Consider the following 14693-nt stretch of genomic DNA (forward strand, 5'->3'; position numbering starts at 1 on the left):
CCGCTCCCACGGGTCATGCACTCTGCGCGATGAGGCCGGTACAGGATAACAGCGACCTCAGAACTTGTAGGTGGCCGCCAGGTAGGTCTGCGCGCTGCTGGTCAGGCGCAGGGTGCCGTCCTTCGGCCCGCCATGGGCGCCGATCTCGGTGGCGGCGTTGCTGCGCAGGTAACGGTAGCCCATCTCTACCGAGGCCTTGTCGGTGATTTCCTGGATCACGCCGGCCTGCAGGCCCACGGCATAGCCATAGTCGGTGTCGCGGCTGGCGCCCGGCGAGTCCTGGGTCAGCTTGGTCATGCCCAGGGTGCCGCCACCGAACAGCTTGGTGGTATAGCCCACCGGCAGGAACAGGTCGTAGCTGCCGAGCAGGTTTTCCTGGCGCAGCTTGACGCCGCTGTGGTCGCCCGAGACGTTGTCGTAGGTCATGTAGTAGCGGCCCTGGTCGTTGATCTTGCCCAGGCGCACGCCCCAGGTGCTGTCCTTGCCGATGATGCCGTCGGCGTTCAGGCCGTCGGTGTTGCGTTGCAACAGGCCGGACTTGCGGACTTTGTCGCTGGTCTGGCCGTAGGTCAGGCTGGCGAAGTTGTCATCGGCCTGGGCAACAGTGGTGAGGCCGGCGGCGCAAACCGCCATGGCGGCGATCAGGGTATTGAGCGTTTTCATGATTCAGGTACTCCGGGTTGGATGCGTTGTTTCTGTCTGGGGACTAGAGTAGGGGGGGCGCCCTGAACCCCCGCTGAACCCGGCCTGAACGTCGGCTGAACGAACCGAACAAGGAGCTCGACCATGCGTACCCTGCTTGCATTGGCCCTGCTGTGCGGCGCCACCCTCGCCCAGGCGGCGGTGCAGACCCGCGAGATCCCCTACCAGGATGCCGACGGCAAGCGCCTGGTCGGCTACTACGCCTACGACGACGCCGTCGAGGGCAAGCGCCCGGGCGTGGTGGTGGTGCATGAATGGTGGGGGCTGAACGACTACGCCAAGCGCCGCGCCCGCGACCTCGCGGCGCTGGGCTATAACGCCCTGGCCATCGACATGTACGGCGACGGCAAGAACACCGAGCACCCCGCCGACGCCCAGGCGTTCATGGCGGCGGCGATGAAGGACCCGAAAGCCGCTGCCAAGCGCTTCGACGCCGGGCTGAATCTGCTGAAGCTGCAGCCCAACACCAACAAACATCAACTGGCGGCCGTGGGTTACTGCTTTGGCGGCAAGGTAGTGCTCGATGCCGCGCGCCGAGGCGTGAAGCTTGATGGCGTAGTCAGTTTCCATGGCGCGCTGGTGACCCAGACGCCGGCCAAGCCCGGCGTAATCCGGGCCAAGATCCTGGTGGAGCACGGCGAGGCCGACAGCATGGTCACCCCGGCGCAGGTGGCGGCGTTCAAGGCGGAGATGGATGCGGCCAAGGCCGACTACAAGTTCGTCGGGATCCCGGGGGCCAAGCATGGCTTCACCAACCCGGATGCCGACCGGTTGAGCCATGGCGAGCATGGCGGGCCGGATATCGGCTATGACAAGGCGGCGGATGAAAGCTCGTGGAAGGATATGCAGGCGTTCTTGAAGGACGCGTTCGACTGATGATCGCCGGGGCCGCTTTGCGGCCCTTTCGCCGGCAAGCCGGCTCCCACAAAAGATGGCAACGCCCCTGTGGGAGCCGGCTCGCCGGCGAAAGGGCTGCGCAGCAGCCCCAAAATCTGTGCTCCACCACCAGCCACCAGGCTGGCACAATACCCGCCATGAACAGACTCCCCACCTGCTGCGCCCCGCTCCAGCACCATTGGCCCCTACCGCGCCCGGTCCCCGGCGCGGTGCTGGTCAGCTGCGCCTTCGACCCGGCCAATCTCGCGCCGGACGATTTCCAGCGCGCCGGCATCGAGCAGACCGCCAGCCTGCAACGCTCGGTGGCCAAGCGCCAGGCCGAGTACCTGGCTGGCCGAGTCTGCGCCCGCGAGGCCCTGCACCGCCTGGATGGCCGCGACTATGCGCCCGCTGCCCACCAAGACCGCTCGCCGATCTGGCCCGCAGATATCCGTGGCTCGATCACCCACGGCCAAGGCTGGGCCGCCGCTGTTGTCGCGGCCGACGGCCAATGCCGTGGCCTGGGCCTGGACCAGGAAACCCTGCTCAGCGAAGAGCGCGCCGAGCGCCTGGCCGGGGAAATCCTCACCCCCGCCGAACTCGAGCGCCTGGACCGTAGCCAGCAGGCGCTGGCCGTGACCCTGACCTTCTCGCTCAAGGAAAGCCTGTTCAAGACCCTCTACCCGCTGACGAAAAAGCGCTTCTATTTCGAGCACGCCGAACTGCTGGAATGGTCTGCCGACGGCCACGCCCGCCTGCGCCTGCTCGCCGACCTGTCGGCCGAGTGGCACCACGGCGTCGAACTCGATGGCCAGTTCTGCCTGCAGGACGGCCACCTGCTCAGCTTGATCTGCGTTTAATCGCGTGGCTGCTCCCGCGGCCAGCTCAGGCTGAAACACGCCCCGCCCAGCTGCTCGCTGTGCCCGACCAGGGCGCGGCCGCCGTGCCAGTAGATGATCCGCCGCACGATCGACAGCCCCAGACCATGCCCGCCCGAGGCCCGGGTGCGGCTGTCGTCGAGGCGGGTGAAGGGGGTGAAGATGCGATGCCACACACCCTCGGGAATCCCGGGGCCGTCGTCCTCCACATCGATGCGGCAACGTTGCTGCCCCAGGTGATAGCTCACACGCACTTCGGATTCGGCATGGCGCATGGCATTGCGCACCAGGTTCTGCAGGGCCCGATGCAGGTAGCGCGGCTCGGCCTCGACCCGGGCGTCGCCACCGTCGAGCCCGTGGCATTCGCCGCGCACCACCCGCACCTCGGCGCGCAGCGGCGCCAGCTCCTCGATCACCCGCGCCAGCAACTCGTCCAGGTCCACCACCTGGAAATGCAGGGCCGGCGCGCCCTGCTCCAGGCGGGCGTAGGTCAGCATCTCGTCGACCAGTTTGTCCAGATCCTGGATATCGCCGTCCATGCCGGCCAGGTGCTTGGCCCGGGCCGCGTCGGTGCTGGCGCTCTCGATCATCTCCAGGCCGAAGCGCAGCCGCGCCACCGGGGTGCGCAGCTCGTGGGACACCGCCCGCACCAGCTCGCGCTGCATGGTCAATGAACGCTGCAGGTGCTCGGCCATGCCGTTGAAGGCCTCGGCCAGGCGCCCCACCGAGTCGGCATCGCCGGCCGGCACCCGGGTGTCGAGGCTGCCCTGGGCGATGCGCGTGGCGGCCACCTCCAGGCCCGACACCCGGCGCTCCAGCTGGCGCACCAGCAGGTAGACCACCAGACCGATCAGGCACAGGCCGAGAAAGGCGATCAGGATCAGCAATTGCGGCGGATAGGGGTTGAGCTGATACAGCGGGCCGATCTCCAGCACCCAGGGTGAACCGGACAGCCCCGAGAACACGCGGATCGAATCGCCGTCCCTGCCGAGGGCCATCACCGTGTCGCCCTCCTCCACCCGGCGGCGCTGGTCGTCGTCCAGGGCGGCGCGCTCGATGCGCTGCAAGGCGATGTCGAAACCGAAGCCCTTGCTCTGCCGCAGCTGCGCCAGGCGCGCCTGCTGCTCGGTCACCGGGTAGCGCACCAGCTCGTCGGCCAATAGATAAAGGGTGGCGCGGGCCAACTGCTCGCTGATCTGCTTGACCTCGGCCACCAGCAGCAGGTCCTCGTGGCCGACCCGGCGCAGCACCCGGGCGGCATGCGGCCCGGTCTTCTCCACCACCACCAGGTCGCGGTACAGGCGCGCCCGCTGCGCGCCATCGAGGGTAAAGGCCGACTGCGGCTGCAGGTCCAGCGGCACGCCGAGCAGCCGCTCCCAGATCACCAGCGAACGGGTGCGCTCCACCGCGTTCTGCTGCGCCAGGTTGTCGGCCATCAGGCTGAAGGTGCCCTGGGCCAGGCGCTCGCGGTGCTGGCCGGCGCGGATCTCGTTGAGTAGGTGCAAGCTCAGCACGCCGAGCACGGCCACCAGCACCAGTACCGCGAGCATGCCGCCATAGATGCGCAGAAAGATCGAGTTCATGGCGCCTCGCCGACGAACAGGTAGCCTTTGCTGCGCAGGGTCTTGATCAGCCGCGGGGTGATCGGGTCGTCGCCGATCTTGGGGCGGATCTTGGAGATGCGCACATCGATGGAGCGGTCCTGGCCGTCGTAGCCGACGCCGCGCAGCGAGGTGAAGATCTCCTCGCGGGACAGCACGCGCCCGGCGTTGCTGGCCAGCAGCCAGAGCAGGTCGAATTCGGCGCCGGTCAGGTCGACCAACTGGCCGTGCAGGCGTGCCTCGCGCTGGCGGCTGTCTATATGCAGGGGGCCGAAGGTCAGGTCCTGGCGGCGCTCCGGGGCGTCGCTGCGGCGCAGCAGGGCATTGATACGCGCCAGCAGCACGCGCGGACGCACCGGTTTGCATACGTAGTCGTCGGCGCCCAGGTCCAGGCCCTGGATCTGGTCGAGCTCGTCGCTGCGGGCGGTAAGCATGAGGATGGGGCCTGCGTACTGGCCGCGCACGCGGCGGCAGATGCTCAGGCCATCCTCGCCGGGCAGCATCAGGTCGAGGATTACCAGGTCCGGCTGGCTGTCGATGATGCGCCGCACGGCGCGGCCGCCATCGCCCTCCACCGCCACTTCGAAGCCGTTGGCCTGGAGGTATTCGGCAGTGAGCTCGGCCAGGCGCTGGTCGTCCTCGACGATCAGGATGCGGTTGATTGGCTGGTCCATGGCCTCCCCTTCTTCTGGTTATTGTCTGGCCTTGTGTTGTCCGTGCCGGCCTTATCGCGGGGCAAGCCCGCTCCCACGTTGCCATACGAGGCCATGCGTGGGAGCGGGCTTGCCCCGCGATAAGGCCAGCACAACCCTTTGATTCCAGCGCAAATCCGCCTTCACCAAAGCGCAACATCAGCCCCGGATACTACGTCCCGCCCCCACCCCTGCCAACCACCGCAAACAGCCCTCGACTGAACCGTTTTTTGTGATAGGGTGCGCGCCCTAAAAAATCTTCGCGGCGGCGTAGCACAGGCAAAAAATAGTGCAAACCTCTTGGGACAAGGCCTACAGCGAATACCCACGGATGACTCACAAAGTACCCACAAGTTATCCACAGGCGCCGACCTTGCAAAGCCCCCTGGACCGCATTATCTTGTATCCCTATCGCAGCGAACCACTAGATATTGGGTTTTGCGCAAAATCACAAACACAAGTCAACAGGCAAATTCAAGCGAATTTTCTGGCTGAACTTAAGGTGATTTCAACAGCCAAACCGCTCCTGCGGAGGGCGACCGAGGCAAGCCGCAGATGGCCTTGTTCGGGTATGAGTGTTGCAGGCAAGGCCCGCACTCATCAGCAACAGATTTTGGGTACGCCCAGAACCTTTGACTTCGGCCAGGGAGCGGCAGGTTACTGCCCCTAATTCCTGAGTCTGTCCCGAAGTCGGTAAGCCCGAGCGGGCGGATGCGTGTGCTTCACGCGCATCCCCGCCCGGGCCATCGAGCAAGTGGACGGAACGGTGGCGCCCGACAACGGCGCCTGAACAAACTAGAAACTGTGGAGACACCCACCCATGCAAACCGACACAACTCGCGAGAACCCGCAGGGCAAAGCGCCGCAGGCCGCCGATTCGAACCAGGATCTGGCCGCCACCGCGCCTGGCCAACTGCGCGTGATCAAGCGCAACGGCACTGTCGTCCCCTACACCGACGACAAGATCACCGTTGCCATCACCAAGGCGTTCCTCGCAGTTGAAGGCGGCACCGCCGCCGCCTCGTCGCGCATCCACGACACCGTCGCGCGCCTGACCGAGCAGGTCACCGCCACGTTCAAGCGTCGCATGCCATCGGGTGGCACCATCCACATCGAAGAAATCCAGGACCAGGTCGAACTGGCCCTGATGCGCGCCGGCGAGCAGAAAGTCGCCCGCGACTACGTGATCTACCGCGACCAGCGTGCCAAGGAGCGTGCTACCCGCTCCAACGCCGACAGCGTGGTCGAGCCGCACCCAAGCATCCGCATCACCTTGGCCGACGGCAGCCTGGCGCCGCTGGACATGGCGCGCCTGAACACCATCATCAGCGAAGCCTGCGAAGGCCTGGCCGAAGTCGATGGCGAGCTGATCCAGCGCGAAACCCTGAAGAACCTGTACGATGGCGTCGCCCTGAAGGACGTCAACACCGCCCTGGTGATGACCGCCCGTACCCTGGTCGAGCGTGAGCCGAACTACTCGTTCGTCACCGCCCGCCTGCTGATGGACACCCTGCGTGCCGAAGGCCTGGGCTTCCTGAACGTCGCCGACAGCGCCACCCACCACGAGATGGCCGACCTGTACGCCAAGGCCCTGCCGGCCTATGTCGAGAAAGGCGTCGAGTTCGAACTGCTCGACCCAGCGCTGAAAGGCTACGACCTAGAGCGCATGGGCAAGGCAATCAACCACGAGCGCGACCAGCAGTTCACCTACCTGGGCCTGCAGACCCTGTACGACCGCTACTTCATCCACAAGGATGGCGTGCGCTTCGAGCTGCCGCAGGTGTTCTTCATGCGTGTGGCCATGGGCCTGGCGCTGGAAGAGAAAGACAAAGAAGCCCGTGCGATCGAGTTCTACAACCTGTTGTCGTCGTTCGACTACATGGCCTCGACCCCGACCCTGTTCAACGCCGGTACCCTGCGTCCGCAGCTGTCGAGCTGCTACCTGACCACCGTGCCGGACGACCTGTCGGGCATCTACCACGCGATCCACGACAACGCCATGCTGTCGAAATTCGCCGGTGGCCTGGGCAACGACTGGACCCCGGTGCGCGCCCTGGGCTCGTACATCAAGGGCACCAACGGCAAATCGCAAGGCGTTGTGCCGTTCCTGAAAGTGGTCAACGACACCGCCGTGGCCGTGAATCAGGGTGGCAAGCGCAAGGGCGCCGTGTGTGCCTACCTGGAAACCTGGCACCTCGATATCGAAGAGTTCATCGAGCTGCGCAAGAACACCGGTGATGACCGTCGTCGTACCCACGACATGAACACCGCCAACTGGATCCCTGACCTGTTCATGAAGCGCGTCTTCGATGACGGCAAGTGGACCCTGTTCTCGCCATCGGAAGTGCCTGATCTGCACGACCTGACCGGCAAGGCCTTCGAAGAGCGCTACGAGTACTACGAAGCCCTGACCGAGTACAACAAGATCAAGGTGTTCAAGACCATCCAGGCCAAAGACCTGTGGCGCAAGATGCTGTCGATGCTGTTCGAGACCGGCCACCCATGGCTGACCTTCAAGGACCCGTGCAACCTGCGCAGCCCGCAGCAGCACGTGGGCGTGGTCCACAGTTCGAACCTGTGCACCGAGATCACCCTGAACACCAACAAGGACGAGATCGCGGTCTGCAACCTGGGCTCGATCAACCTGCCGAACCACATTGTCGATGGCAAGCTGGACACCGCCAAGCTGCAACGCACCGTGAACACTGCCGTGCGCATGCTCGACAACGTGATCGACATCAACTACTACTCGGTGCCGCAAGCGCGTAACTCGAACTTCAAGCACCGCCCGGTCGGCCTGGGCATCATGGGCTTCCAGGACGCGCTGTACCTGCAGCACATCCCGTACGGCTCCGACGCTGCCGTCGAGTTCGCCGACAAGTCGATGGAAGCGGTCAGCTACTTCGCGATCCAGGCTTCCTGCGACCTGGCCGACGAGCGCGGTGCCTACGAGACCTTCCAGGGTTCGCTGTGGTCCAAGGGCATCCTGCCGCTGGACAGCCAGCAGATCCTGATCGAGGCCCGTGGCCAGAAGTACATCGACGTCGACCTGACCGAGAGCCTGGACTGGGCACCGGTGCGCGAGCGCGTGCAAAAAGGTATTCGTAACTCGAACATCATGGCCATCGCGCCAACCGCGACCATCGCCAACATCACCGGCGTGTCGCAGTCGATCGAGCCGACCTACCAGAACCTGTACGTGAAATCGAACCTGTCGGGCGAGTTCACCGTGATCAACCCGTACCTGGTCCGCGACCTGAAGGCCCGTGGCCTGTGGGACTCGGTAATGATCAACGACCTGAAGTACTACGATGGTTCCGTGCAGCAGATCGAGCGTATCCCGCAAGAGCTCAAAGACCTGTACGCCACCGCGTTCGAAGTCGAGACCAAGTGGATCGTCGATGCCGCCTCGCGTCGCCAGAAGTGGATCGACCAGGCCCAGTCGCTGAACCTGTACATCGCCGGCGCCTCGGGCAAGAAGCTCGACGTGACCTACCGCATGGCCTGGTACCGTGGTCTGAAGACCACCTACTACCTCCGTGCCCTGGCCGCGACCAGCACCGAGAAGTCGACCATCAACACCGGCAAGCTCAACGCCGTGTCGAGCGGCGGCGACAGCGCCCCGGTCCAGGCCGCGGGCCCAGCCCCGGTACCGAAGGCCTGCGCCATCGACGAGCCGGATTGCGAAGCCTGCCAATAAGGCCTTCGCAGCGCTGAGCTGAACATGCCGCCTCAATCGCCCTCACGGGTGGCTGAGGCGGCATTTTTTTGCGCCCCGAATCCCCCTCGGGAGCGGTGCGTGGGAACGGCACGTGGGAGCGGGCTTGCCCCGCGATGGGGCCCTTACAGGCAATACAACCCCTAGGCCCTGACCAAGATCAAAACACCATATGTAGCGCCAGATAAAAAAAATCCCACTACATATAGGATCTAATCCCATTTAGGGCTAGACTCTAACCCCGTGACGAACCACCGGTATCCAGTGAACGGAAGCACGTAATGCAGGTCGAAAATTTACCGCCCTGCGCACCCTGCGCCGCCCCGATCCAAAGTGAATTCCGGTATACTTCGCGGCCCCAAAAAGGGATGAGCCAATGATCGACTGCGTGAAGCAAGCCCCCAGGGCCACACCGCAGGTTTTATCGTTGCCGTACAGCTTCCAGGTGCCCTGCCCCCTCGCCCGAGTGCAGGCCAGGCGCCGACCCGAACACCTTCAAACGTGACGAGAGCCCGCTCTCACTGCCTGCCGTAACGCCCATTGGCGTCGCGCCGTACAGGCATCACTTCAAAATCCAACCGGTTGCCCCGCGCAACCCTCTAGCAGGAGCCAGGACCATGCTGAGCTGGGACGAATTCGACAAAGAAGACGGCGAAGTAGCCGCCAAAGGCAACACCCCCGCGCAGGCCGCAGCCGCCACCACCCTCGACAAGCTCGACAGCGCCGGCGGTGCCGCCGCCCTGGAAGCCCGCGCCGCCACCGCCGCCGACTCCGACGCCGTCAAGCGCGCCAAGGCTGCCCTGGACGCCCTGGACATCGCCGAAGGCCTGGCCGAGCTGGAAGGCTCTTCGGCCCGCGTCGCCGTTGATGAAAAGCGCATGATCAACTGCCGCGCCGACCTCAACCAGCTGGTCCCGTTCAAGTACGACTGGGCCTGGCAGAAGTACCTCGACGGCTGCGCCAACCACTGGATGCCGCAAGAGGTCAACATGACCGCCGACATCGCCCTGTGGAAGAGCATGGACGGCCTGACCGAAGACGAGCGCCGTATCGTGATGCGCAACCTCGGCTTCTTCTCCACCGCCGACTCCCTGGTTGCCAACAACCTGGCCCTGGCCGTGTACCGCCTGATCACCAACCCGGAGTGCCGCCAGTACATCCTGCGCCAGGCCTTCGAAGAGGCGATCCACACCCACGCCTACCAGTACTGCATCGAGTCGCTGGGCATGGATGAAGGCGAGATCTTCAACATGTACCACGAGATCCCGTCGGTCGCTAAGAAGGCCGCCTGGGGCCTGAAGTACACCCGCGCCATCTCGGACCCGGAGTTCAACACCGGCACCGTCGAAACCGACAAAGAGCTGCTGCGCAACCTGATCGCCTACTACTGCGTACTGGAAGGCATCTTCTTCTACTGCGGCTTCACCCAGATCCTGTCCATGGGCCGCCGCAACAAGATGACCGGCGTCGCCGAGCAGTTCCAGTACATCCTGCGCGACGAGTCCATGCACCTGAACTTCGGCATCGACGTGATCAACCAGATCAAGATCGAGAACCCACACCTGTGGGATGCCGCGATGAAGGAAGAGGCTACCCAGATGATTCTGCAGGGTACTCAGCTGGAGATCGAATACGCCCGTGACACCATGCCACGCGGCGTGCTGGGCATGAATGCGGCGATGATGGAGGATTACCTCAAGTTCATTGCCAACCGTCGACTGACCCAGATTGGTCTGAAGGAAGAGTATCCGGGGACTACCAACCCGTTCCCTTGGATGAGCGAGATCATGGACCTCAAGAAGGAGAAAAACTTCTTTGAGACTCGGGTGATTGAGTATCAGACTGGTGGGGCGTTGAGCTGGGATTAACTAGCCAAATCACACCAAATAAAAAGGCTGCCGAAAGGCGGCCTTTTTACTTTTAAGCCAAATAAAATACAAAAATCAAAATTCATTCACTCATGCAAAACGATGCCAATCTGCTACCATTAAGTAGCTGCCTTGCATGGAGGATGAACGAATGAAGAAAAAGCTCAAGGAGCGAAAAGAAAAGCTCTCGATATACTTAGTTAAAAACAAAAACACTAGCGACAATATATGTTTAAACCTTGAGAATTCTCAATCACCAATTCATCTAGAGGCGAAAGGCCTTGAAAGCTCTAAGCTATATATCAAAAAGCTGCAGCCCGAGCACTCTCCTCCATGGACCCGACTTTTCACCGAGAGAACCGAAGTTAAACCTGATGCTTTTGGCAACTCCAGTTCTGTTGGCGCAGTATTTGTAACATGCACGAGCAATCTAAAATTTATTCTATCTTTCGGCACTGGACACCACCTTATAAATGAAGACCACATAGAAAGAGACTTTGGATTAAAAGTCACACTAAACTCAGTCGCCCCCTCTAAACTAAGAAGTCTAGACAAGGCAAGCTATGATCACAATCCGTTAAATTATCGAACCCAAAGCACCAAGGAAGTCGACATTTTCGATCTCCACATGAACTCAGAAATTGAGATGCTTTATGCAGTCACAGGTGTATCTACAGTTAAAGAATTTGGCAGCCATGTCACCGGACGCGACGCTTTAACCGTTATAACCAGCACAAGCCTTGACTCTCTTTGTGAGATCTTGGATGCAGCTGCGGCAAAGTACCAGCAAAAACTTCCAGATGCTTTTGAATGGGTAGATAACATCGGAAAAGTAAGAGATGTTGAGCACATTGAAATTCTTGATCTAGAGCTGGAAGGAAAACTATCCCAAAACAACCTATCTGATCTATGGCTCGGGGAACCAGAGATAGTTGACTGGGAAAATCACGTGGGCTATTCATTCGACCTTTATGGCCGCACCGAGCGACACATTGTTCTGAGCATCGACGACTTGATATCTCATCTTTCAAGCAAGAAACAACAGGCTACAATTGAAAACCTTAAGCAAACTCACATCCACATCAACAATAGCGAATACCAATCCATAAAGTCTTGGTCTGCATACAGATGCCTTTATGCAGAGCTTGATTATAGCGGCGACAAATACGTACTTAGAAACTCTACATGGTATAAAATCAACACAAACTTTGTCGAACGCATCAACAACCAACTTTCAAACTTAAAAACCTACAACCACACACTCCCTACATACAGCCACGATAGAGAAGACGAATATAACCAACATTTAGAAAAAGTCGACTCCACATACAGCCTACTTGACAAGAAAAACGTAAAGCTAGGTGGACCATACGACAAAATGGAGTTTTGCGACCTAGTTAAAGATGGCACAGACATCATCCACGTCAAATACTACCGCAGCTCTAGCACCTTAAGTCATTTATTTTCCCAAGGCTGTGTCTCCGCAGAGGCCTTTGTAATTGATCCTGACTTCAGACAGAAACTAAATTCAAAACTCCCCACTTCAATCCAGCTAAAAAACCCATCAGACCGCCCTGACCCCAGCCAATACAAAATTGTATACGCAATAGCAACAACGAAGAAGATCCCTGACGAACTCCCATTCTTTTCTAAAGTCACATTAAAAAATGCGATAAGGACCTTAAACGGTCTCAACTACACAGTAGCCCTAACCGCAATCCCCGTTGACCCTACGGTTCTAGTGAGAAAAAAAATAAAGCCAAACAAAATCTAACCATTTAATATTGACTAACTAGTTCCCATTAATTATTTTTTGGACGCGCCTAAGAAACGCTCACGCAGCGGAAACCCGTTCCCGTTAGAAACGGCTCTCCTGATTTTGGAAGGCCAGCCATGGACAACCACCACACCCCCACCCTCTTCACCCGCCACAACCGCCCCCTCCACACCCTCTGGCTCGAATCCCAAGCCTGGTTCTGCGCCCACGAACTCGGCCGGATGACCGGGCGCTTCTTCGACGAACACTGCATCCGCAAGCTCGACCCGGACCAGCATCGCACCGTGCAGCTGCTGCGCTACGGCCAATACAGCGGGACCACCATGGTCAGCGAGTCCGGTGCCTATACCCTGCTGGCCCATCATCACATTCCGGAAAACCGCCACCTGCGCCAATGGCTCACCCATGAGGTGGTGGCGGTGCTGCGCGATGGACAGGACTCGGCACTGGAAGACCTGCCGCGCTTGGGCAGGATGTGCTGGCCAGGTGGGCATACGGCGAGTCTGTTGTATTGGCAGAGTGAGCCTTGGGTACGGATGCGGGATATGCCGGTGGTGATGGCGGCGGAGAAGCCCGTGGTGGTGGCCGAGCGGCGCAAGTTGAGCTGGAAGGAATGTGCGCAGCGGGCGCTGCGGTTGCATGGGGTTGGCGATTGAACCTTGCGCTCCACTAGAAGGGCTGCCCTGCAGCCCTGTTCAATCCTGCCCTGGCCTTATCTGGATGTGCTGGGGCTTGGCATCGCGCGTGTAGCAAGCGATGCCAGTCGTACAGTCCAACTGCGCCAGTTAACACACAAAATATAGGATCAGTTCGCCCGCAATCCGATCACGATTTTACCTGTAGGATCGGTCCGACCATCAGCCAAGACCCATCCTACGAACATTTATAAGAGGTGCTATAGTCGCTTTTATCAGCCATAAGTATGCTTATAGAAGGTCTTAAAATGTCAATTTTGCCCCTGATGTGTGCCGAAAGGTTAGTAAAAATGGGGCTTTTGATCAAAGCCAGACGCCTGGAGCAAAGAATCCGTCAAAAAGACCTCGCAGCGCAATCAGGGCTGTCCATTACGACCTTGGGCAAGATCGAAGCGGGTACGCCAAGCGTGGAGATACGCAGCTACCTGATCGCGCTATGGCATCTCGGCTTGCTGGATGACGTCTTCAAGGACCTATCGGTGCCCTCCCCCACGCCCTATTCCTCGGAGCACCGTGTACGCCTGAAGCAACTTTTGGAGGAAGATTTCTGATGGTTTCCCTGTACATCTACATGCAGCAACCGGACTCGAAGGAGGTTGTCACGCTAGGGCGCCTCACCGTCGAGAACCGCATTGGCGAATTCGTCTATAACCCCAGCTACTACAAGGCAGGAGGCTGGGTACCTGATCCATTTCGTTACCCGCTACGCGCCGAACCCTACACGAACATTACCAAGAACGGCGGACTGCCCGGTTTCATAAGGGATGCAGCCCCGGACGGTTGGGGCGAACGCCTTGCCATTCGAGAGCATGGCGGCGAACTGGAAGCTATCGGCTACCTTCAGAAATCACCCAACCATGATCGCGCCGGTTGCCTGATGGTCGGCAGCGACAAAACTGCACCACAGGGCATCGGCCAAGCGGGGCTGGGTACGCTGACCCAGCTTGAGGCGTTCATTCAGTTCGCAGACGGGGTACAGGGTGGCTTCCCATCTGGAACGAACAGGGCGACCAAGGCAACACTGCAACAACGCTCGTCATTAGGTGGCGCCCGCCCCAAGTGCACCTTGGTCGATAACGGCCGGTTGATCCTGGCCAAACCCCGCGACCGCCATGACCTCTACGATATTCCGGCGCTCGAGTATGCATGCATGTCATTCGCTGCGAGCAAAGGTTTGGATACTGCAGGCGTGCGGCTGCATCGCGGCCAGGTCAATACATTGCTGGTCGACAGGTTTGACCGTGTGCCAACCAGCGATGGCAGGTTCATCCGTGTCCCGATGCTGAGTGGACTGACGCTGCTCGACAGCGGATGGCACGAGCGAGAGGACTGGAAGAATTGGCACTACGGCTATCTGGTGGACGAAATGCGCCGTCGGCGTGTGCCGGAGGCAGACCTCCAAGCGCTATTCAAGCGTATCTGTTTCAACATTCTTGTCGGCAATGACGATGACCATCCAAAGAACTCAGCGGTGATTTTCAAGGACGGTTGCTGGAGGCTTTCGCCGATGTACGACGTGGTGCCGACCACGGATGGAGAAATGCCCGCGCGACTGGCCATGGGTATCGGCATCCATGGGCACGAAATCTCCCGCAGAAACCTCCTGAGCCAAGTTGAACACTATGGCCTGTCACAGGCCCAGGCTGTTGCGGTCATTGAAGAAGTGGCCGACTGGAGGACCGATCTTGAAGCGCATTATCGTGAGCATCTGGCGGAGCCGGAGCTCAAAGTGGCGATGGCTGCTATAGGAGCCGTCAGGCTTCTGGCCTAGTGTCCGGTCTCGGAAATACGTTCTCTTTTGGCGAGTGCCTTGGGTGTTCGGCCAAGACACCGCCAAAAGTGAACAGCTTGTTTCCGAGACAGGACACTAGATCCGCCGCCACTTT

General features: G+C 60.4%; 11 protein-coding genes. 8 read left to right on the forward strand and 3 right to left on the reverse strand.

Annotated features, from left to right (window positions below; translation table 11 throughout):
* Positions 1–57: 57 nt before the first annotated feature.
* Complete coding sequence (locus ABZO33_RS15370) at positions 58–663, reverse strand: hypothetical protein (protein WP_414536724.1); 606 nt, start codon at positions 661–663, stop codon at positions 58–60.
* Between the two features lie 123 nt (positions 664–786).
* Here ABZO33_RS15370 and ABZO33_RS15375 point away from each other — a divergent pair, with 123 nt between their 5' ends.
* Positions 787–1578 (forward strand): dienelactone hydrolase family protein, encoded by a 792-nt coding sequence (locus ABZO33_RS15375; protein ID WP_414536725.1) that lies wholly within the window; start codon positions 787–789, stop codon positions 1576–1578.
* A 158-nt stretch (positions 1579–1736) separates the two neighbouring features.
* Positions 1737–2438, forward strand: coding sequence for a 4'-phosphopantetheinyl transferase family protein (locus ABZO33_RS15380; RefSeq protein ID WP_414536726.1), 702 nt, complete (start codon positions 1737–1739; stop codon positions 2436–2438).
* Here ABZO33_RS15380 and ABZO33_RS15385 read toward each other — a convergent pair.
* Positions 2435–4039, reverse strand: a complete 1605-nt coding sequence (locus ABZO33_RS15385; RefSeq protein ID WP_414536727.1) for an ATP-binding protein — start codon at positions 4037–4039, stop codon at positions 2435–2437. The genes ABZO33_RS15380 and ABZO33_RS15385 overlap by 4 nt on opposite strands.
* The gene (locus ABZO33_RS15390) at positions 4036–4731 is read right to left on the reverse strand and encodes a response regulator (protein ID WP_414536728.1); all 696 of its coding nucleotides are present in this window, start codon (positions 4729–4731) and stop codon (positions 4036–4038) included. Before ABZO33_RS15390 ends, ABZO33_RS15385 begins: the two co-directional genes overlap by 4 nt.
* An 838-nt stretch (positions 4732–5569) precedes the next feature.
* Here ABZO33_RS15390 and ABZO33_RS15395 point away from each other — a divergent pair.
* The 6 genes from ABZO33_RS15395 to ABZO33_RS15420 all read left to right on the forward strand — a co-directional run bounded on the left by ABZO33_RS15395 (position 5570) and on the right by ABZO33_RS15420 (position 14578).
* Positions 5570–8449 (forward strand): ribonucleoside-diphosphate reductase subunit alpha, encoded by a 2880-nt coding sequence (locus tag ABZO33_RS15395; protein WP_414536729.1) that lies wholly within the window; start codon positions 5570–5572, stop codon positions 8447–8449.
* Between the two features lie 635 nt (positions 8450–9084).
* The gene (locus ABZO33_RS15400; RefSeq protein WP_050704266.1) at positions 9085–10335 is read left to right on the forward strand and encodes a ribonucleotide-diphosphate reductase subunit beta; all 1251 of its coding nucleotides are present in this window, start codon (positions 9085–9087) and stop codon (positions 10333–10335) included.
* A 151-nt stretch (positions 10336–10486) separates the two neighbouring features.
* On the forward strand, positions 10487–12109 hold the full coding sequence (locus ABZO33_RS15405) for a TIGR04141 family sporadically distributed protein (RefSeq protein WP_414536730.1): 1623 nt from the start codon (positions 10487–10489) through the stop codon (positions 12107–12109).
* 119 nt (positions 12110–12228) lie between these two features.
* Complete coding sequence (locus tag ABZO33_RS15410) at positions 12229–12768, forward strand: Bro-N domain-containing protein (protein ID WP_414536731.1); 540 nt, start codon at positions 12229–12231, stop codon at positions 12766–12768.
* Between the two features lie 329 nt (positions 12769–13097).
* A complete protein-coding gene (locus ABZO33_RS15415) occupies positions 13098–13358 on the forward strand; it encodes a helix-turn-helix domain-containing protein (RefSeq protein ID WP_414536732.1) in 261 nt (86 codons plus the stop codon).
* Positions 13358–14578, forward strand: coding sequence for a type II toxin-antitoxin system HipA family toxin (locus ABZO33_RS15420; protein ID WP_414536733.1), 1221 nt, complete (start codon positions 13358–13360; stop codon positions 14576–14578). Before ABZO33_RS15415 ends, ABZO33_RS15420 begins: the two co-directional genes overlap by 1 nt.
* The last annotated feature ends 115 nt before the right edge of the window (positions 14579–14693 follow it).

The sequence above is a fragment of the Pseudomonas sp. CAM1A genome (genome assembly GCF_047501685.1).
In the GTDB taxonomy this organism is placed as follows: Bacteria; Pseudomonadota; Gammaproteobacteria; order Pseudomonadales; family Pseudomonadaceae; genus Aquipseudomonas.